The organism is Niastella yeongjuensis (genome assembly GCF_900110245.1).
GTDB classification, from domain to species: Bacteria; Bacteroidota; Bacteroidia; order Chitinophagales; family Chitinophagaceae; genus Niastella; species Niastella yeongjuensis.
Genome location: NZ_FOCZ01000016.1, coordinates 37,752 through 57,430, shown reverse-complemented (window position 1 = coordinate 57,430; position 19,679 = coordinate 37,752). Strand labels below are relative to the sequence as shown.

The following is a 19,679-nucleotide window of genomic DNA, read 5'->3' as shown; positions in this document are numbered from 1 at the left end:
AAAATTGTAAGATTCCGCACTAAACAGAACCATGATTGACAGTCGATCATAACAATATCAAGATTAAACTCCTGGGGTAGGGGATTATAAACAATAGGAGTAACATTTTATTAATATCGAAATTCAGATACGATGAAAAGGGGAGAAGCGTACAATCGCTCGATGAGAATATCAAATCAGGAACCGATATTACAACTCACTGGAACAGTATGGACAACCCAGGGCGATGATGCACAACGTAAATATGATTATACGTATGACAATTCGGGCAGGGTGACCAGGGCTGATTTCAGGGAATATACAACATCTTCCGCTGGATGGTCCAATGCTAAAATGGACTTTTCGGTAACCGGGCTCAACGGTAAAATTGAATACGATCTTAACGGGAACCTAAAATATATGATGCATAAGGGGGTAATGCCTGGTAATAGCTCCCCCGTAAACATAGATGACCTTCGGTATTTTTATGAAACGTTGGGTAATAAGTTGACAAAAGTTAAGGATGAATCGACACTGGCTCAAGGCAGCAATGGCAAATTTGGCGATTTTACTGATGGCAGTAATGCCGATAATGATGATTATGCATATGATGATAATGGAAATTTGGTCAAAGATCTTAATAAGGATATCAAGGACCTGGCGGGATCAGCGAATGGGATCAAATACAATTATCTTGATAAACCTGAGGAAATAAGGATTATAGGAAAGGGAACCATTAAGCTGGTTTATGACGCGGATGGTAATAAACTGCAGAAGATATTTACACCCGAAAACAGCAATACAGACACGGTCACTTCTTATATCAACGGTTTTGTTTACCGGGGCGATGAATTACAGTATATAAATTTTGAGGAAGGCCGGATCAGGGTAATGCAGACTGTAACTTCGGATCCTAATAATGCTTACGACTTTTTAGCACTGGATGGGAATATGGATCTGCCTGGTGGCAAAAGAGGCGCCTATGATTTCTTTATTAGAGATCACCTCGGAAATGTGAGAATGATCCTGACAGAGGAAACGCATACTGGTAGAAACACCTGTACCATGGAACTGAATCGCGCCAATAATGAAGAAACGGTGTTTGGGCAGGTAGATGCAAATGGCACTCCTACTGGTAGCAATGAAGTAAAGGCTCGTTTTCCCGTGGACCAGATACCGGGACAAACTATCGGAAATGGCTGGCAAAACAACGCTATAGGCAATTATGTAAGCCGTCTTGGTAACCTGGCAAGCAAGGTAGGCCCTAATGCACTTTTAAAGGTTATGGCCGGTGATGAAATTAGTGCTGAAGCCTTCTACTATTACCAGAATGCAGTTGCCAATCAGCCCGGAGGTGCCTCTTTTGTTTCAGACATACTGCTGTCGCTGGCACAGGCCATATCAGGCAGTCCGTTAACAGCAGGAGTTACCAAATCTGCAGCATCAAATATTACAAATCAATTAAGTTCAAGCGTTCCGTTTCGAACCATAATAGATCCGGATGCCAACGACATAGGTGATAATAGGCCCAAAGCTTACCTGGCTATATTGTATTTTGATGAAAGGTTCAATTTGGTAGAGGAAGGCAGTGAAACAAAGCGGGTGCTGCAATCAGGAAATGGAGCATCCCCCTTGGTATTGCCTAATCGAAAAGCGCCCAAAAACGGGTACGCCCTGGTATATCTTTGCAATGAAAGTGATGAAATGGTGTACTTCAATAACCTGCAGGTGACACACAACCGAGGTCGTATTATAGAAGAAAACCTTATTATGCCTATGGGTTGAAAATTGCGGGAATAAGCAGCCACAAACTGGCTGATGTAGGTGAAGGGGATATAGAGAATAAGTATCTTTATAACGATAAAGAGCTCATTGACGAGGCTGATCTTGATTGGTATGATTATGGGTTCAGAAATTACGATGCGCAAATTGGACGGTTTACGCAGCTTGATCCATTAACATTTGAATACCCATTTTTGACCCCTTATCAATATGCAAGTTGCGAACCGATTTCAAATATTGACAGGGATGGATTAAAGGCTGCAAACCCATTTAAAGATGCCAAGATATTGAAGGAAGTAGTTGTTGTTGGACAGCGAATGCGTAAACTGGAAGCTTCAATTGTTCATGGTCTTGCAATTGCAGCAGAAGGATTACGATTGGGGGGGGATCGAAACACGGGGTACAGAGGACGCCATGGCAAATGCGAGTTCGGTAGGGCTTTATGAGCTTATATGGGGCGATCATGGAGATGAGTATTCTGTTCCAGCAGATAAGATGGCCTATTACCAGGGTAAATTGAAAGGTTATATGGCCGCGCAACTTCAAGGCGCTGGAGAAATGGGCATTGGTGGAGGTGCGGTATTGGCCACAGGCGGAGCTGCTGCCCCACTCGCAGCACCTGTAGCATTACATGGTCTTGGGGTTGAAGCTACTGCTATAATCCAAATTGAAAAGACCGAGGAAATAATAAGTAACCTGCAGGCGGAATATGCATACATGTCGTCCTTTGAAAACGGAGGAGAGGGTGGTTCAAATAGTTCATCAGAGACTCATAATAATGCTAAATTTAGGGAGCTTCGGGAAAAATTTATTCAGGAGGAAAGGTCTTCAATATCTGATAAAAATGGAGATTTGAAAGCAGAAGTAATTAATAATTCTGACCAAATAATGAATGGCAATGAACTTGATAATGAGAAGTTAAGGGAACTGTTAACAGCAGATGGAAGTAATATAAGCGATTGGAATAAAATGTCGTATCAAATCAGACAACATCTAAATCCAAAAGGCGTGGGTACTTCAAAAGAATCTGTAATTGATATACATTATAATTATAATAAAAATACTAACAAGTTTTTTATATATGATTATAAGTCGAAGCTCCCAGGTGACTATTTTAAAAAAACGGTTTCACTTCCAAAAGAATAACTTATGATAATACGTTGTAAAATCGCCAAAGGAAGAAATATTACGCCTAATCAGCTATATCAGGTTGTGGCTGTAGTTTTTAATTTACATTCACAAAAAGTTGATTATAATATTGTCAATGATAGTGATACTTTAGCATTTCATGATGCTAATCTATTCGAAATAGAAGATAATAAGAGTGATGCTGATTGGGTATTAAAAAAAGTAAGTGAAGAATTTTACACTCTTTTGCCTGAAATGTTAGCTTATGACGGTTTCTATGAGGCGTTTCATAATGACGACCGTATTGCAAGGGAGAAATTCAAAATCAGGTTTCCTGATTTGTATGAAAAATTAATTAGGTAAGACATTCGTTAGTTAACTCAAATGGCCGGCAAAAGTAGTTGGTTGAATTTTCTATCGAGTATTTTTGCCAGCCATTAATAATGATTTATTTTGCCCACTCAAAAAAGAGAATGAGTAAAACATTTATTATTCCGTTCCTATGTATATCCCCATTTCTATTTTCCTGCAAAAGCAGTAGCTATCATACTGATGGTAAAAAATACAAGTTCGGTTTATACCTGATTACCGGCGACAAATACTATTTCAATATCATTACCGAAACTTCAACAAAAGTTTCGGTAATGAATAAAGACATGGAAAGCAATAACCACTCTGAAGTTGGATTGATCTACGAAGTGGTTAACAGCACGTCAGATAGCATACAAATAAAGCTTACCTACGACAATCTGAAATTCAGTCTCAAAAATAAAGATGGAGAAAAAGAGATCGATGCAGCCAATTCAGGCCATACATTGAACGATCAGGAAAAGCAATTGGCGACTGTCAAAGGCGCTTCCATGAATATAACCTTCAATAAAAAAGGCGATGTGTTGCACATCACCGGAGGGAAGGAGAACGTAGATAAATTGATAGCAACATTAAATGCCACAAGTTCTACGAATCAGGACCAGATACGAGAGCAGTTCAGCAAATTTATCGGGGACGATTTTATCAGAAATTACCTTGGCCGGGAGTTCAAATTATTTCCCGATACAGCGGTATCCGTTGGCGATACCTGGCAAATGAAAAGTAGTTTGCCTGCAGAGATCAATACTGATGCTGTTTCCAAATTCACTCTTGACGATTTCTCAGATAACCTGGTTTTAGTTGAGTCTGCTGCTGAAATAAATACTGACAATAAAACGTCAGTAATGGGAAATGAGGTTGTGATGAATATGAAAGGCAAGCAGGAAGGTCATTTTGAAACGGATATTGTCACTGGTTTGCTAATAAATGGCCAGTCTGCCACATCCATAGAGGGTAATTTTCAGGTGATGGGAAAAGAAGTCCCGGTTTCAATTAAAGTAACAAAGCATATCTCGGGCAAAAAAATGTAAAGAACCCCAGGTCCAAGGAGGCAGGCTCATTGGTAAAAAATCTATCAATGAGCCCGATCGATTTATAAGTATCCATTCCTCCTCTTTCCAAAGACAACCTTTACAAATAGACCAGATATAACTGCCGGTATAGTGATTAAAGCCTGTAAATTCCCATTTAACCTTTTGGTATGGGTGCATTCTCCGCAATCAGCTTTTCTCTTTTCAGTTCCTCCCAAAAAGACGCTGGTATTTTAGCTTTAAAAAATGATTCGGCATTCTCTCTTGCCTGCTGGGGAGTATGCGATCCGGGGATGACTGCCGAAACCACCTCCGGCGCTGCGCAAAACTGTAGGGCGGCTGTGCGCACATCAACATGATGGTTCGCCGCTACTTTTTGTATCCCCGCCAGTTTTTCTTTATAGCCCAATGGGATAGTGCCCCAGTAAAGAAAACGATCCTTTCCCGCCAGGAAACCCGCATCAAAAGGAGAACCAACCACAACGGAAATACCTCTTTCCGCACATTTGGGGAATAACTCGTTCAAATCCTCTTCATGATGGATCATAGAATATTGACTCGCTGCAAGCAGTATATCCGGATCGGCCTCCTCAATGGTTTTAAGAAGCGGTTCAATTTCGCTAATTCGATGTGGCCATTACGCACAAAGACATCTATTCTGTCATATATATTGTTAACGCTATCCTTAAGTAATTTTTGTTCATGTAAGAGTTTTGTCTGCAGGTTATTTCGATTGCATCCACAAGCAAATATTATCAGAAGGCATAAAATGGCAGAAGATTTCATTTCCGTAAAGACATGTCGTTTTATCATATATAATTTGGTTTGTATTAGTATCTGACTAAAGAAAGTTTCTTAGCTTCACCTCTCAAACGTACGCACCCGTGTTGGCGTTCCTGATAAAACAACTGTAAAAGAAATGTAAATGCGTGTAAGTTCTGCTTTTAACGGCTTTTTTAAAAGGCGGTTGGTGGTGAGTTCCGCCGTTGCCATCTCGATGTCCGCCATTTTTTTTATTGCCTTGTCTTTCACCAAACATTCCGATAGCGACTTACGGGTGAAGCAGGTAAACCTCATTATCCGTCAGATTGGTCACCGGTTGCTGCTGCAGGCGGGTAACACCACCTCACGGGTATTGCCGGTTACTGAGGTTAAAGAAGGTACGTTTCTGCTCAGGTTCGAAAATGAATTTATTTTTAATCACGACTCGCTTATGGCGCTGTGTGAGAACCTGCTTCCCAAAACACAGTTCCCCTCAGGTTACATCGTTACGGTTCATGATTGCGTCAAACGCGACATCGTCTATGGTCTCCAGAAAAATAATACTTTTCCCGACATCCTGGTTTGCGGCGGCAGAAGTCAGCCGTTAGGTTGTTATACAATCGAATTCGCCTTTCCGGATTTTTATGAGAACATAAAACAGGAGAAAGCAAATCCCAAACCTTCCACATTAGTTTATGGCGGCATACTGGTGTTGTTGTGTGTTGCGTTGTTGAGCTGGCGTGTAGGAAAAAAAGTAAAACTTGTGCCAGTGGAGCATCCAAACGATGCCATAGTAGAAAAGTCTGTTCCGGAGCTGGCTACGCTGGGAAAATTTTTAGTCGACTCTACAAATCAGCGCTTGCTCTTGGGGAGTGAAGTGATTAGCCTCACAGACAAAGAATACAAGGTGTTGGACCTGCTCAACAAAAGTTTCGGTGAGCTGGTGCCACGGGAAACGCTGATGCAGGAGATCTGGATCAATGAAGGGGTTATAACCGGCCGCAGCCTGGATATGTTTATATCGAAACTTAGAAAGAAATTAAGTCAGGACCCTGACCTGAGAATAACGAATGTTCATGGCAAAGGGTATAAACTAACATTCAATTAAAATCACATAAAGTAGGGGAGACATGATAAACAGAAACTTTTCACCTTTTCCAGTACTGACAACAGACCGGTTGGTACTTCGCCAACTGTTGGCAAGTGATATCGAAGAAATATTTCTTCTTCGGTCCGATCCCGGTATAAACAAATATCTTGACAGGCAACCAAGCCAGATGCCTGCAGATGCCTTACGCTTTATTACTGCAATAAATGAAGGGATAGCAAAAAATGAAAACTTATATTGGGCAATTACAAAAGCTGATAGCCAGAAACTGATCGGCACTATCTGTCTTTTTGATTTTTCAGACGCGCATAACAGTTGTGAAATTGGGTATGAACTTTCCACCGACTTTCAGCGACAAGGTATCATGCAGGAAGCAGCAGCCGGCGTAATTGAATTTGCCTTTCAAACACTTGGTATAACTACAATCAGCGCCTTTTCTCATAGGGACAATCAAAGCTCGATGCATCTTCTTCAAAAGCTGAACTTTGAAAAAACAGGGATTCGTGATGAGAGCAATACGGATATGATCTTATTTAGGTTACTCGTGGAATGAAACCTGGTACCCCGGTATTCACTACGTTGTTGAATCTCTGCCTTGTCTGAATCCGATTGATTTCTTCAATCGCTTCATCCGGCAGGGGAGTAATATCAAAATTCTCCTGTACCCGGGCGGCAGTTCGTGCGGTGGTGAGCACGGCCGTACCACGTTGAATTGCCCAGGCCAGCAATACCTGAGCCGGCGTCTTTTTAACGCGTGCCGCGATGGACAAAACAACCGGGTCTTCGATCGGACCTGGTCTGATCCCGTGCCCCAGGGGAGCAAAAGCCAACAAAGTGATTCCATTATTCTTGCAAAAGTCCAGCAGCTCAGTTTCCGGCAGATAAGGATGTGCTTCCACCTGAACTACGGCCGGCTTTATTCTCGCCGATTCATAGATGGTCCGCAGTTTCTCCAGGTTCACGTCAGCCAGCCCAATGGCGCGGCATTTACCTCCATCCACAAGCCGCTCCATTGCCTTCCAGGTATCGGTTAAGCTTATACTGTTGTCATAAATGACATTACCGCTTTGGTCCCGTGGGTCCTGCTCATCGCCTGGCTGAAATGCAAACGGGGTATGTATCAGATATAGATCCAGGTAGTTCAGTTGTAGTCTCTTCAAGCTACCCTCAAATGCGGGCTCCACCCGTTCGGGCCGGTGATTTGTATTCCACAATTTGGTGGTAACAAAGATGTCTTCGCGGGAAATAACTCCGGCGGCTAGTCCAGCCTGTATTGCCTCGCCCACCACGGCTTCATTTCTGTATCGTTCCGCACAATCGAAGTGCCGAAATCCGGCTTCCAATGCGTACCTGACAGCATTCTTTGTATCGACTGCATCGGGAATCAGCGTACCAAACCCTAGCGCGGGCATATTTATGAGGTTAGATGAAGCTTTCATGATACAAAGCTCGGCAGTAAATCTGAAGCTCCTGTGTGACCTACATCACATTAAGGAAAAACCTGCGTTTTTTAATACTAATTGGTGGTTTTTAAAACCGTGTTGAAGTGACAGAATGCAATCTAAAATCTATAGGGAAGATTAACGACTTTCTTAAAGATATCAACGTACCCTTGAGAGGTAACCTGCAATCATGGTTTCCTTTTAAGCGACGAATTTGACCATGGGAGGTTTTGGTTGGTGTTATGGGTTAGCCGGGGCAGCTATAAAGCGGTCGATTGCAGCAACGAGGGCGTTTCGGCCCTGCCGGGGTTTGTCGATGGTAACAAAATGGGTAGCATTCGGCAATTCGATGGAGTCACGGCGCGGCGCGTTTACCAGGTCGTGGTAGAACGCAGAAACGTCGTCTGGCCGGGACCACTGATCAAACTGACTCCGGACGATCAGGGTGGGAACGCGAATATTGGATGCGTTCCAATACTGATGGCCATGAGCCATGTAAAAACTTTCTTTCCGATAGCCGCCCGGCACCTTTAAGGTAAGATGCCCACTATCGTTGGCCACGGACCAGGCGTAACTTTTGAGGTCGGCTGTGTCAATCCAGGGAGTTTTATCGGCTGCAGGAATAGATGCAAGGCGGGAGGCGATGATCGCCTTTGTGTCAGATGTGCGATAGAGCGGAATCCTGGAGTCATAGCGGTTCGAGTCGGAAGGGTCGGCGAATGCGCTGCTGTAACTCCAGGGTGCATTTACGCCATAAAGGGTATTTAGAACAACGAGGTGGTCGACCTTGTCATTGTGAAGGGTTGTATAATAAGCCACCCAATGACCACCGGTGGCCCAGCCGAAAAGACTAACCCGGGGGAGATGTTCTCTTTGCCGGATGTGTTCGACGACCGTATCGATGTCTTCGGCAGCTTCTACACAAGAGCCGGCAGTAAGTGAGGTGTCCTTTTCATTGTACTGGGGCGCGGTGGATTCTTCCCAGCCACGGATATTCATCAGGTAAACGACAAAACCTTTGTTGACCAGGGAATCGGTGAAGGAGCCGGGACCAAAATCAAAGGAAGCAACACCACCCGGGCCACCGCCGTGGACGAGGAGAATGACACGGGCTTCGGGATGGGTACGATGGGTGCCCACTCTGCGAATGGAGAGCGTGAGCCCATTTGCTCCCTTAATCGTGTAATTGTCGTTTATGGGATAAGGTATGTCTTGTGCAGATAACAGAAGGGAATAGCCGCACATACATGAAATCAATAAAATCAGGCGTAAGGACATCGGCGGGATGTTTAAGATACTGTGCTCCTAAAATATAAAAAAAATTCAAGACAGTTGAATGTAATGTGTTGTTGTAAAACGCCGGGTGAGCGCCTTTTCGGGGGATGGCCTTTTTACTGTTAATTACCTATTAATGCGCTGAGAGCTTCTGAGCATACCGCCAACCTTTATGTGAAATACTTTACGGTTAAGTCAACTGCCAGCCAGAAAAACAAATTCAAAATTATCACATTTGTTGAAGGGTAATTTTTAGCCACTAAAATGAAAAACAATGAAGAAGTCCATCATCAACAGTCGAATTTTTATGTTACTGGCCTTTTGCTTTGGCATGGCAGTCTCAGGTTGTAAAAAAGGCGACCTTCATCCTGGTGTCCCCAAGGCGCCACACCTGCTGATTTCAGGCTTGAAGGAGCTCCAGGGCAGCACCGTAGGGCCTGACAAGGCGTTGTATGTTACTGCGCCGCTCGACGGAACCATTTGGCGGGTAAACCCGAAGACCGGCGACCATAAGCTCTTCACTACCGGGTTGCCGAAGCGCATCCCGGACCTGTTCTACATTGGCAGTGGAGTAGTGGATGTCGCCTTCCGCGGTGAGACTGCCTATGCGCTGGTTACCGGTGTTGCGCCAGACCTTGATGGCCACGACACCGTAGGTATCTATCGGGTGGACGGGCCGCATAGCCATTCTATCATAGCGGATATCGGCGCATGGTCCATTGCGCATCCCCCGGTGCCAGCATTCTTCGTGCCTACCGGATTTCAGTACGCGATGGAACCCTACCGCGACGGTTTTCTTGTCACTGACGGCCATCATAACCGCGTACTTTATGTTACGCTCGACGGCGAGATCACTGAGTTGATCACCTTTGCGGATGTTGTGCCGACCGGACTGGCGGTTAGCGGCAACACAATCTATGTCACAGAAGCCGGTCCTATTCCTCACTTGCCTGAGACTGCCAAGCTCATGTCCTTCACGCCAAAGTCACCCACCGCCAGAGAAATAGCCTCCGCTGCCGGATTGAAAGTTGGGTTATTCGTTGACGTAGAATTTGGCTTCGGGAACACCCTCTATACCCTCGCACAGGGCGTTTGGGATGGTCCCTTTGAAGGTACACCGGCGAAGCCGAACACCGGCGCGCTGCTGAAGCTTCAACCTGATGACACCTTCTGCGTCATCGTAGATTGCCTGAACCAGCCCACCTCGATGGAGTTCATCGGCAATAGTGCCTACGTGGTTAGCCTCGCCGGTGAAGTCTGGGAGATTGACAATGTCCAGGCTCCGTTTTTTAGTCATTAACTGGGTAACGCATATGCTGATCTCAAATGTTAAAATAGCAGGTTTACAAAATCATTATTACATTTGACGAAGCAAAAACAATCTAATGACACTTTACGCAAAAGGGGAGTTTGAAGTTAAACTTGTTCCTCAAACAGAAGACCGGGAAATACCATTATTAGGACGATTAACCATCGATAAAGTTTTTCATGGTGATATAACAGGATCTAGTCAGGGGCAAATGCTTAGCGCAAGAACTTCTGTTCCTGATTCCGCTGGTTATGTGGCGATAGAGCGGGTAGAAGGAACTATAAATGGCAAACAAGGTTCTTTTGTATTACAACATAATGCAACCATGAGTAAAGGGCAATTCATGCTGAATATAATTGTTGTACCAGCTTCGGGAACAGATGAGTTGACCGGCATTGCTGGTACATTGAACATCATAATAAAAGATAAAAAACATTTCTACGAAATGGAATACACGTTGCCAGAGTAGTTCACTTTGTATAGCTAAAAAGCCCTGAAACTCTTCATTGTAAAGAATTTCAGGGCTTTTTGTTTTTGTTACGGGGATCATCTGCCGGATTAACATAATTTATTCCCAAAGGGCCAATTGCTGTAACCTGCGTGATATATTCACCTGACTTTGCCCAATGAAAATGCGGTGTGTTTCCCGGAAGAACAATTACAGTGCCTGGCAAATACGCCTGCAGCCTGGATGTATCAAATTCTTTTCCGATGCCGATATAAAACACACCCGACATCACGGTATAGATCCGGTCTTCAGGGTGGGTATGTGGCATAAGCTTAACACCTGCGGGTAATTTCACCCTTACTACATAAGGTTCGGCCAGCTTGGGATTCCCAACAACTATGGCGAGCCTCGCTTCCGGTGGAAATGCCGGGAATGCCACCCAATTTAAATTTTCCTGTTTTATAGAGCCAAATTGTTTATTGGATAAGCCCTGTGCCCCACTGCTGATACCTGAAGTGAGTAGGGCAGCCATTACAATTAAATTGCTAAATTTTTTCATGATTGATGAAATTAGTATTGGGCTAACAAATCATTTCAAATAAAGTTGGTTTGCCAATATGCCGTTATTCAATGCAACAGTTTTGGTAAAAGTGCACACACGTGGCTCCTGGTGAAATGGGGACCGCCTTTTAAATCAAAATTAAACTTTCATTGAAATTCTAAATTACATGGCTGAATGCCCCCGCCTAAAGTGTCATACTAACTAATGTGCTGTATTAAGTAATTAAAATAAAAGGTATGAGTAATAAATTAGTCTTACTTACAAAAGAATCTCCGGTGTATTGGCGGGTAACTTTCAATAATCCGCCGGTAAACATATTCGGTCCTAAAATGATACCGCCATTTAATGAGATCATTTCGGCAATTGAGTTGGACAAAGAACTAAAGGTCATCGTCTTTGACAGTGCAATCGAAGGTTTTTTCATGACGCACTACGATTTTCTGGCGAAGCCGGAGGAAACGACCAGCCTACCGCTTGGTCCCACCGGACTGTTACCCTGGCCAGATATGCTTGTTCGCCTCAGCAGGGCCCCGGTGGTGTCCATAGCCAAGATCAGAGGACGGGCAACAGGTTGTGGAAGTGAGCTCGCCCTGGCCTGCGACATGCGTTTCGCCAGTCGCGAAAAAGCGATCATGGGGCACTTTGAAGTGGGCGCCGGCATAGTGCCTGGTGGTGCACCTATGGCGAGGTTACCCCGTCTAATGGGCCGTGGGCGCGCACTGGAAGTGTTACTCGGTGCAGATGATATTCCCGGCGATCTGGCAGAACGCTATGGATATGTGAACCGGTCGTTTCCGGATGCAGAACTCGATGAATTTGTAGACTCACTTGCCAAACGGATCGCGTCGTTCGACAGACAGGCGATAAGCGACACCAAGCGGTTCACCGATGTAGCCAGTCTACCGTCCGATTATGAGGTGGGGGCCGAGATGAATGTTTGTTATGAATCGATCGGCAGGCCTTCCACGCAAAAAAGGATCAAAACGTTATTGGAAAGGGGGCTTCACCAGTCAGGCGACGTAGAAACGCGGTTAGGGTACCACGTTGGCCAGCTCGGGAATATTTGAACAATACACGCGATAATTCTAAAAGAACGTATATGAATATTTCTCTTCAACAAGCGGAGGCTGCTGTTGCAGCTGCAAAAGAAAAAGCACGCCAGTTAAATACACTGATGAATATCGCTATCGTGGATGCCGGTGCCAACCTGGTCTCCTTCGCCCGTATGGATGATGCATGGATTGGCAGTATAGATCTCGCAATGCGCAAAGCCAGAACTGCCAGGTACTTCAATATGGAAAGCGGCGAGTTGGGTAAATTGTCCCAACCAGGAGGTCCTGCTTACCAGATAGAACACTCAAATGGCGGGTTGATCACCATGCCAGGTGGAATTCCTATCAGGAATGGAAATGGGGAGGTCATTGGGGCAATAGGTGCATCAGGAAGTTCGGTAGAAAACGATCACCTGGTTGCGCAGGCAGGAGCGAATGCGATAAAATAAAAAATGATATCACAAAGGATCATGTTGCTTAGGTTTGAAAATTCGCTCATTATTAAATTGAGGGAATTCAACCGTTGATCTTTCCCGATGTTTTGGTCCCTGGTTTTGCCCTTGTTTTTTACCGGCATGGAGAATCGGTATTACGCGCGCCGGACTTTTCAGGCCATTTGATCTACTCTTTTGAAGTGAGGCGAGGTGGGTCATATTTTATCAATTTTATACAAATTACTACTATGTACAAGACTGGAAAATGAGCCTCGTCACAATGGATAATGACGTACGTCATTAAACACGCAATGCGGCCTGCGATACATTTCCATAGGCAACCGAACCCAACATTTCTTCTACACGCTGGAGAACGGTCGCAGACCAAAAGAATCTTGTTTATTATTTTGACAATGTATTAAACCCCAATGTTGTTTGGGTTGAATTCAACAAAATAGACTTTAGTGAAAAAGGGAAGGTAAGGAAACTGAGCCTGTCGAATAATGAGAACTATTCCGGTGAATGTTCAATGAATTTTAAGGTTACCCAACCATTCCAATTTGCGCGGTTAGATTAAAATTGCTGTTAGCGGGATTATAAATCATATTAAAAGCAACTCACACATCAGGCTTATCGGGATTAGGAGACAATTAACTCTTTCCCTACCAATTTGCCTAATAAACTTTTTAATGTAGATCAATTTGAATGTTTCAGTTGGTGCTTATTTTAACAGGGCCTGATTCAGATCCTCAGTTGTCGATAGCTGTTAATAGCACAACGTCAATCTTGTCGTCTTTGATCTTTCCTTTCGTAAATTCAAAAAAAGACCTGGCGTGCGGTAATGACTTGTGTAGTTCAAAGGCCGCTTCGCTTTGGTAGGTTTCATAAATCAGAATGGTATTGGGCAAATCGTTTTTTGTATTTATCAGAAACAACTCAACACCTGATTCTTTCCGGGTTTCAGCAGCCATCGAAAACAGCGCTTTTTTAACAGCCGCCTCATAACCCGGAAGTATTTCTATAGTGGCAATCAGGCTGAACTTTTTACCGTCATTTGTGACCTTATTGCTTATTGAGCCTGCGTTATTCATTTTAGTATTTATTTGTGAATTGATATTCCCTTCATAAAAGAATAGCAAAGCGATGAGAAAAAAGTATTTCATGTTTTAGTGATAAGTTTATTACTATGCAAAGTTGAAAAGAAACGGTGAGGTTATTACGTGATGTATATCACATTTTAACCATTGCTTACTCCTCTTTTGCATTCTTGGTATCAAACCCATATCGTATGGCTGCCTCAAGGGTTTCAATATTTATATCTTTCAGCGTTTTGAACTTAATGCAATACCCGGTCACCGTCGCCTTGCCTAGTTGTTTTCCATATGTTTGAGCTAAATACGTTTTGTCCCTGGTGTCCATTATATAGACAGAAATTCCGGTTGTATTGGCGCTCATACCAACTTGATAAAATTCCCTGGTTTTTCCATCGGCATATTTTATTGTGTAAAGCCCATACCCTATATTAGGATTGGAAACAGTTTTACTTTCACTGTTTTTACCATCCAGGAACCACAATTGACAGGTGGGTTTTATTTCCAGGATAAGGTTGTGCAATGCCTGCATATCACCGCGTTTTGGTTCAGATTGATTGGTAATATATTCATTGATTTTTTCTTGCACGCTCATATAATTTAATATTTAGTTGTCTTACTCAAGATCACCTGACACCGGCACTGCCAAACACCTGTATAAGCTTAAAATTAGCATTTTTCCAAATAAGCCTTTGTCATTATAAAGGTATTTTCTTACTTTGTTCTTAATGCTTAGTAATAACTACTCTGACAATTCGCTTAGGCATACTTTCAATGAAGTAGCTTTATTATACAATGAAATAAGACCCCGGTATCCGGATGAATTATTTTCTACTTTAATTGAGGTTTCAACTGTAAATAAAAATTCAACATTACTGGAAATTGGTCCCGGCACCGGACAAGCAACAAAGGCATTAGCCCAAAAAGGTTTTAATATTACTGCTATCGAACTGGGAGCATCTTTGGCGGAAGTTATGAGGCAGGAATTATATGACTATAAAAATATTCAGATAATTACTGGTGCTTTTGAAGAAACAGCATTGTCGCCAGAATCATTCGACCTGGTATTCGCGGCCACCTCATTTCACTGGATTGAACCTGCTATTAAATTTTCAAAATCGCATACTATATTAAAAAACAAAGGACACCTGGCAATTATACATACTAACCATATATCAGACGAAAAGGGAGATGCCTTTTTCAATGCTTCACAACCTATATATGACCGGTATGACTTTACCGGTAAACATCAAAAACCAAAATTGCCCAAAAATGAAGAATTGAAAGCAAGTGACCTGGACAAGCAACTATTCAAGTTGGTACACTTTCAGCTTTTCCCAGTTACCGTAACTTATACTGCCAAACAATTCGTACAATTATTAAATACATTTTCTAACCATCTTGCAGCACCAAAAGAAATGCAACATGAATTTTACGAGGCAATCGAAACGTTGATCCGCAATTCATTTCAGGGTAGAATAGACAAACACTTCTCCATGTCTTTAACTATTGCAGAAAAAATATAAGTAGGCTCATAAATACATTTTACCGATCGTTACAATGGGAAGCCCGTTCATCAAAGTAAAAAATGACCATAAATCCCTCTGGTTACGAAGCGCATAAAAGTTACCCTTTGAATGATCGTCAGGAAATGGTGATGAGCATTTATAAAAAGCGCAATGCTGCAAATAAACATAAAATGGAACCGATACCGGTTTGTCTAATACCTAAAGAACTTAAAAATTAAATATGCCTAACCTGTGGGTTAATTGTCTTGCTGACTCAAAATCCTAAATTAGTATCCGGGAGTCCTAAACTGTTCCATCTTCTTTTATTTACTGTCAGAGTGCATAACTTGAGTATTCAACAATTTACACTTATAAAAATAAAGAAATGGAAATGAATCTTCAGGACCTATCAAACGGCAAGAATAAAATGATAACAGATGGGCAAATAATTGACGCCGCGCAAAAGTATTTCGCGTCAAACATCAAAACCATTGACTTTGATGGCACTGTGACAGAAGGAAAAGAATCGACTATGAAGAAACTAAATGACTTTGTAGGATCCATTCAAAAAGTGAATGAAATTGCACTTCGCCGATCTGCGTCGTATCAAAACGTCTCCTTTTCTGAATACATTTTTAGTTTTGAGATGAAGGATGGAACTAAAATAGATTGGCACGAAATAATCCGTTCATTATGGGAAAATGGCCAAATCGTTGAAGAGCAATATTTCAAAGGATGGTAAACAAAAATGCAGAAATCAATGTTCATTGTTTGGACGGTATTGAAAATTAAAAATCATAAATGGATAAGGTTGCTTTAAAAACGACACTGATAAAAGCGCATCAGGAAATGCTCCAACAATTGAGGGATGAATATGCAAGTTATCAAAGCGGCGGAAATCTGAATCTTGATGAAGTCCGTGACGCTGGCGATAGCTCACACAGAGAGGAGACAGAAGAATATTTGCAAGCTTTGGAAAGGCAAATTCATCAGCGCGAGCACGAAATTAAAATGCTCCGTGATTTGGATTTTGGGCACAAAACTTCAGTTACAATGGGAGCAGTAGCACTGGTCAACGGCCAGTATTATATTATTGGAATACCTGCATGCCAATTTGACTTTGAGGAAAAGCATTTTATTGCCATGTCAGCTGATGCACCCTTTTACCAGGTACTAATGGATAAGAAGCAAAACGATTCCTTCGTTTTCAACGACAAGACGTTTATGATTGAATCTATTTTTTAGCCCTTAAAAATATAACGATGCTAAAATGGCCAGATATCATAAGGTTATCTAATAACAATCCTGTTCCTGATAAACGAGTAGAAAAAACACCGGAAGAGTGGAAAGAAATCCTGACACCGGAGCAGTTCAATATTACCCGGCTTAAGGGTACAGAGCGTGCATTCAGCTCTGAACTTTGCTCTTATTTCGAACCAGGAAGATATGCTTGTATTTGCTGTGGGACGGAACTTTTTGATGCTGAATCGAAGTTTGAAAGTGGAACAGGATGGCCCTCTTTCACACAACCAATAAAGGAAAATGCCGTCGCTTACCATAAGGATACCTCTTTTGGCATGCAACGTATTGAAGCGCTCTGTAATACGTGTGATGCACATTTGGGACACGTTTTTCAAGACGGCCCCAGGCCTGGTGGACTTAGGTATTGTATAAATGCACTTTCCCTGGAAAAAGTCATTGTAGATGAAGTAAAATAGGAAGGAAACAATCTAAACGCCTTGAAACTCTTATCTAATAAGATTTCAAGGCGTTTTCATTTCGTGTCAAAAACGGACACCAATTGTTCATTTTTGTTACGTGTGAAGTAATATATCCTTATTAATATATTAATAATCAACATCTTATTAATTAGGCATACTATTTAAACCTGTTTCGTGATAAGTATAGTATATAATTAATGCAGTAATGATTACCTGGTTTGCACTTTCACGGGCCATGGCGGCAACTGCATTACTGTTGCCAATGATAAACCATTTTGCAAACACCAATCTCGCTTTTGATAGCCCGCAGCAATGGCAAATTTTAGTGCCAATTTTGTTGCTGCCGTTTATAATAGGACTCATCAGTGGTATTTACCCAGCCATTTTTATGTCGTCGTTTTTACCGGTGAAGGTTTTGAAAGGTATTATAAAAACCGGTTCAGGTGGAGTGTCATTCCGTAAGGTGCTGGTCGTTTCGCAGTTTTCTATTTCGATTATCCTGATAGTAGCCACTACTGTAGTGTTCCGCCAAACTCAATATATTCAAAAAGCCGATTTAGGCTTCAGTAAGGACGCTATTTTAACAATGGGGTATGTTGGACAGCTACATTCTCAATACGATGCATTTAAAGCAGGTAGCCGGATGGTGGATGCATGAATGGTTAGCTGATTTTGCTTTCCATACTGATATGAGCTGGTGGATATTTGCGGCAGCCGGCATTATAGCACTGGTAATAGCGTTTGTAACTATCAGTTTTCAATCTATTAAAGCAGCACTGGCTAATCCTGTGAAAAGCCTCCGAAGCGAATGAAATATCTAACTAAAGTGCACAGCCGTAATAAAAACCCGCAAATGTATCATTCTTTAATTTTCGTCCAGCGATCCTTTTCGTCTACCATGAATTCTGTTGCGACTCCGTTTTTCTCTGTCTTAAAAACAAGTGCCATGCTCCTTTCCTTACTAAAGAACCCGGTAGATGAAAAAGGCACCAGGTAGATCACCTCATTATCCCACAGCTGTTTGAGCACGAGGCCTTCACTTTCGGCTTTAATGCCGATCTTATTGCCGTCCTGCATTTGATATTCGCCTTCCAGGGCCTTCAGTTGCGCAGGTTCCAGCTTAATCTCCCTTTTAATTACGGCAGCAGAGGGATCCTGCAACTTTTTCCACAGGTCGCGGTGAAATGCCAGCATCTGGGTAACATTACCATTGTCATCTTTAGTGAACTCAAGGGAAAAAGTTCCATTACGACCAAGGAACTCTGTAGCTGATTTCGGACTAAACTTTATCTCCCTTCCATCCCAACCCTCGCGGAATAAAAGCCCGTCGGGAATGGATTCGATCTGGAGATACATCATCTTACCATCATCTCTTTTATTCTGGTAATACCCTTCAAAAAGTTTCAAAGCCTCCGGTTGAAGATGGATGTATTTTGGCGGTGCATAATTTGTCACTTTATTCCAATGATCTCTGTTGAAGGCCAATACCTGCACAACAGCACCCTGATCATTTTTGAAAAATTTAAGGGGAAATTTTTTATCCGGGGTGGAAAATTCGAGTGCTGACTGTTGATTGAAGACAATCTCTCTTTCATCCCATTGTTGTTTAAGAATTAACTGATCACCTGAAGCCCGGATCTGAATATGGCTATCCTTATTGAAATCAGACTGATAATATCCTTCAAACGCTTTCAGTTCCTGACGGGCGGGAAGTGGGGCTTCCTGGTGGCTGATCAAAGGCGTAGATCGCGCCTTTAAGGGATTGACAATAAAATATGACCCGGCCAGTAAAGGAAGCACCAGTGTATATTTATATAAATTACGGACAGGAGATTTTTTTTTGTTCATCATATGAATGCGTGTTTTGATCTTCGAGGAAGCGAACAAATTAACCAGTGGTAACCCGGACGGTCGCAGACAACGCAGCATGCTGTATTGATAGGAGACGGGGTCGGCTCCGCTGTCGAGCACCGCCTTGTCAGCAATAAATTCCAGGTTAAGCTTCACGGTTCGTTTGAAACCAATGAACAGGGGATTGATCCAGAACAATGCATGCATGACCTCTACCAGCAATAGATCAAAATTGTGTACCTGCCGTATGTGCACCTGCTCATGAGCAATGATCTGGTCAGCCTCTGCCCGTGAATATTGCTCCCTGTTCATTACCAGGTAATGAAAGAATGAAAACACTGGCAGATCCTGTTCATGATAGCAGTAAACAATGCCGTTCTTTTTTTTGCGCCGGCTTCTACCGATTATACTACCGACTTGTTGTATTTGAAAAAGCAAACGTAACAGCAGCACGACAACTACTAAATAATATACCCACTCAAGAAGATCTACAACCTGGGATATTGAGAATATATTATTCTTAGTCTTGACAGACAATGGAGCTTGTGCTGGTGTGCTTACCGCGGCGCTGTCCTGGGTTTTGCTGAATGGCTGTTCCCAATAACTTAAAGGACTCAAACCCGATATACTTTGCACCAGCCGGCTTTCAGTAGCATTTTCTATAGACGGCAACAAGGGCAGCAGGAACGCCAGGCCAATAGCGCTCAAAAGAACAATCCTGTTCAACCTGAAAAATTTTTCCGTTCTCAACAGGCAGTAATAGGCCAGGAAGAAGATACTGATGACCAGGTTCGCTTTCAGCAAATACAATAGGACAGTCGACATAC

Annotated in this window: 24 protein-coding genes; 17 read left to right on the top strand and 7 right to left on the bottom strand. The window is 42.6% G+C overall.

Going from position 1 to position 19,679, the window contains the following annotated elements; all coding sequences use genetic code 11:
• Positions 1–162 precede the first annotated feature (162 nt).
• From BMX95_RS29330 to BMX95_RS29310, 5 genes are all read left to right on the top strand, one after another.
• Entirely contained in the window at positions 163–1,764 is a 1,602-nt protein-coding gene (locus tag BMX95_RS29330; RefSeq protein ID WP_081202891.1) for a hypothetical protein, read from the top strand.
• On the top strand, positions 1,761–2,207 hold the full coding sequence (locus BMX95_RS29325; RefSeq protein WP_081202892.1) for an RHS repeat-associated core domain-containing protein: 447 nt from the start codon (positions 1,761–1,763) through the stop codon (positions 2,205–2,207). The genes BMX95_RS29330 and BMX95_RS29325 overlap by 4 nt, the downstream gene beginning before the upstream one ends.
• Entirely contained in the window at positions 2,176–2,907 is a 732-nt protein-coding gene (locus BMX95_RS29320; protein ID WP_081202893.1) for a hypothetical protein, read from the top strand. The genes BMX95_RS29325 and BMX95_RS29320 overlap by 32 nt, the downstream gene beginning before the upstream one ends.
• 3 nt (positions 2,908–2,910) lie before the next feature.
• Positions 2,911–3,252 carry a hypothetical protein gene (locus tag BMX95_RS29315; RefSeq protein ID WP_081202894.1) on the top strand — a complete coding sequence of 114 codons (342 nt, stop codon included), beginning with the start codon at positions 2,911–2,913 and terminating at the stop codon, positions 3,250–3,252.
• Between the two features lie 110 nt (positions 3,253–3,362).
• Positions 3,363–4,289 carry a DUF6263 family protein gene (locus BMX95_RS29310; RefSeq protein WP_081202895.1) on the top strand — a complete coding sequence of 309 codons (927 nt, stop codon included), beginning with the start codon at positions 3,363–3,365 and terminating at the stop codon, positions 4,287–4,289.
• Between the two features lie 157 nt (positions 4,290–4,446).
• Here the strand turns inward: BMX95_RS29310 and BMX95_RS29305 are convergent, their stop codons facing one another.
• Positions 4,447–4,884, bottom strand: a complete 438-nt coding sequence (locus BMX95_RS29305; RefSeq protein ID WP_262493612.1) for an aldo/keto reductase — start codon at positions 4,882–4,884, stop codon at positions 4,447–4,449.
• 330 nt (positions 4,885–5,214) lie between these two features.
• On the opposite strand from BMX95_RS29305, the gene BMX95_RS29300 reads away from it, so the two are divergent.
• Together BMX95_RS29300 and BMX95_RS29295 are read left to right on the top strand one after the other, a co-directional pair.
• Positions 5,215–6,159, top strand: coding sequence for a winged helix-turn-helix domain-containing protein (locus BMX95_RS29300; protein WP_081202897.1), 945 nt, complete (start codon positions 5,215–5,217; stop codon positions 6,157–6,159).
• Between the two features lie 22 nt (positions 6,160–6,181).
• Positions 6,182–6,712 carry a GNAT family N-acetyltransferase gene (locus BMX95_RS29295; protein ID WP_081202898.1) on the top strand — a complete coding sequence of 177 codons (531 nt, stop codon included), beginning with the start codon at positions 6,182–6,184 and terminating at the stop codon, positions 6,710–6,712.
• Here the strand turns inward: BMX95_RS29295 and BMX95_RS29290 are convergent.
• A complete protein-coding gene (locus BMX95_RS29290; protein WP_242673201.1) occupies positions 6,693–7,571 on the bottom strand; it encodes an aldo/keto reductase in 879 nt (292 codons plus the stop codon). The genes BMX95_RS29295 and BMX95_RS29290 overlap by 20 nt on opposite strands.
• Positions 7,572–7,841: 270 nt before the next feature.
• Entirely contained in the window at positions 7,842–8,879 is a 1,038-nt protein-coding gene (locus tag BMX95_RS29285) for an alpha/beta hydrolase (protein WP_081202900.1), read from the bottom strand.
• Between the two features lie 271 nt (positions 8,880–9,150).
• Here BMX95_RS29285 and BMX95_RS29280 point away from each other — a divergent pair, with 271 nt between their 5' ends.
• Both BMX95_RS29280 and BMX95_RS29275 read left to right on the top strand, forming a co-directional pair.
• Positions 9,151–10,176 carry a hypothetical protein gene (locus tag BMX95_RS29280; protein ID WP_081202901.1) on the top strand — a complete coding sequence of 342 codons (1,026 nt, stop codon included), beginning with the start codon at positions 9,151–9,153 and terminating at the stop codon, positions 10,174–10,176.
• Positions 10,177–10,261: 85 nt separating this feature from the next.
• Positions 10,262–10,654, top strand: coding sequence for a DUF3224 domain-containing protein (locus BMX95_RS29275; RefSeq protein WP_081202902.1), 393 nt, complete (start codon positions 10,262–10,264; stop codon positions 10,652–10,654).
• 49 nt (positions 10,655–10,703) lie between these two features.
• On the opposite strand, the gene BMX95_RS29270 is transcribed toward BMX95_RS29275, so the two are convergent.
• Positions 10,704–11,192 carry a cupin domain-containing protein gene (locus BMX95_RS29270; protein ID WP_207631672.1) on the bottom strand — a complete coding sequence of 163 codons (489 nt, stop codon included), beginning with the start codon at positions 11,190–11,192 and terminating at the stop codon, positions 10,704–10,706.
• 239 nt (positions 11,193–11,431) lie between these two features.
• Here BMX95_RS29270 and BMX95_RS29265 point away from each other — a divergent pair, with 239 nt between their 5' ends.
• Together BMX95_RS29265 and BMX95_RS29260 are read left to right on the top strand one after the other, a co-directional pair.
• The gene (locus BMX95_RS29265; RefSeq protein WP_081202903.1) at positions 11,432–12,262 is read left to right on the top strand and encodes an enoyl-CoA hydratase/isomerase family protein; all 831 of its coding nucleotides are present in this window, start codon (positions 11,432–11,434) and stop codon (positions 12,260–12,262) included.
• Between the two features lie 32 nt (positions 12,263–12,294).
• Positions 12,295–12,696 carry a GlcG/HbpS family heme-binding protein gene (locus tag BMX95_RS29260; protein ID WP_081202904.1) on the top strand — a complete coding sequence of 134 codons (402 nt, stop codon included), beginning with the start codon at positions 12,295–12,297 and terminating at the stop codon, positions 12,694–12,696.
• A gap of 734 nt (positions 12,697–13,430) precedes the next feature.
• Here the strand turns inward: BMX95_RS29260 and BMX95_RS29245 are convergent.
• Both BMX95_RS29245 and BMX95_RS29240 read right to left on the bottom strand, forming a co-directional pair.
• A complete protein-coding gene (locus tag BMX95_RS29245) occupies positions 13,431–13,844 on the bottom strand; it encodes a putative quinol monooxygenase (protein ID WP_081202906.1) in 414 nt (137 codons plus the stop codon).
• A gap of 85 nt (positions 13,845–13,929) precedes the next feature.
• Entirely contained in the window at positions 13,930–14,367 is a 438-nt protein-coding gene (locus BMX95_RS29240) for a DUF1801 domain-containing protein (RefSeq protein WP_081202907.1), read from the bottom strand.
• Between the two features lie 133 nt (positions 14,368–14,500).
• On the opposite strand from BMX95_RS29240, the gene BMX95_RS29235 reads away from it, so the two are divergent.
• The 6 genes from BMX95_RS29235 (at position 14,501) to BMX95_RS34695 (ending at position 17,813) form a co-directional block, all read left to right on the top strand.
• Positions 14,501–15,298 carry a class I SAM-dependent methyltransferase gene (locus tag BMX95_RS29235; RefSeq protein ID WP_081202908.1) on the top strand — a complete coding sequence of 266 codons (798 nt, stop codon included), beginning with the start codon at positions 14,501–14,503 and terminating at the stop codon, positions 15,296–15,298.
• 367 nt (positions 15,299–15,665) lie between these two features.
• Positions 15,666–16,022, top strand: coding sequence for a hypothetical protein (locus tag BMX95_RS29230; RefSeq protein ID WP_081202909.1), 357 nt, complete (start codon positions 15,666–15,668; stop codon positions 16,020–16,022).
• A gap of 59 nt (positions 16,023–16,081) precedes the next feature.
• Positions 16,082–16,525 carry a hypothetical protein gene (locus tag BMX95_RS29225; protein ID WP_081202910.1) on the top strand — a complete coding sequence of 148 codons (444 nt, stop codon included), beginning with the start codon at positions 16,082–16,084 and terminating at the stop codon, positions 16,523–16,525.
• Between the two features lie 17 nt (positions 16,526–16,542).
• Positions 16,543–16,998: a peptide-methionine (R)-S-oxide reductase MsrB gene (gene msrB / locus BMX95_RS29220; protein WP_081202911.1), complete on the top strand. Its 456-nt coding sequence runs from the start codon at positions 16,543–16,545 to the stop codon at positions 16,996–16,998.
• A gap of 208 nt (positions 16,999–17,206) precedes the next feature.
• Positions 17,207–17,659 (top strand): hypothetical protein, encoded by a 453-nt coding sequence (locus tag BMX95_RS29215; RefSeq protein WP_081202912.1) that lies wholly within the window; start codon positions 17,207–17,209, stop codon positions 17,657–17,659.
• Positions 17,595–17,813, top strand: a complete 219-nt coding sequence (locus tag BMX95_RS34695) for an ABC transporter permease (protein ID WP_143067623.1) — start codon at positions 17,595–17,597, stop codon at positions 17,811–17,813. Before BMX95_RS29215 ends, BMX95_RS34695 begins: the two co-directional genes overlap by 65 nt.
• Before the next feature lie 46 nt (positions 17,814–17,859).
• On the opposite strand, the gene BMX95_RS29210 is transcribed toward BMX95_RS34695, so the two are convergent.
• Positions 17,860–19,677, bottom strand: coding sequence for a M56 family metallopeptidase (locus tag BMX95_RS29210; RefSeq protein WP_081202913.1), 1,818 nt, complete (start codon positions 19,675–19,677; stop codon positions 17,860–17,862).
• Between the last annotated feature and the right edge of the window lie 2 nt (positions 19,678–19,679).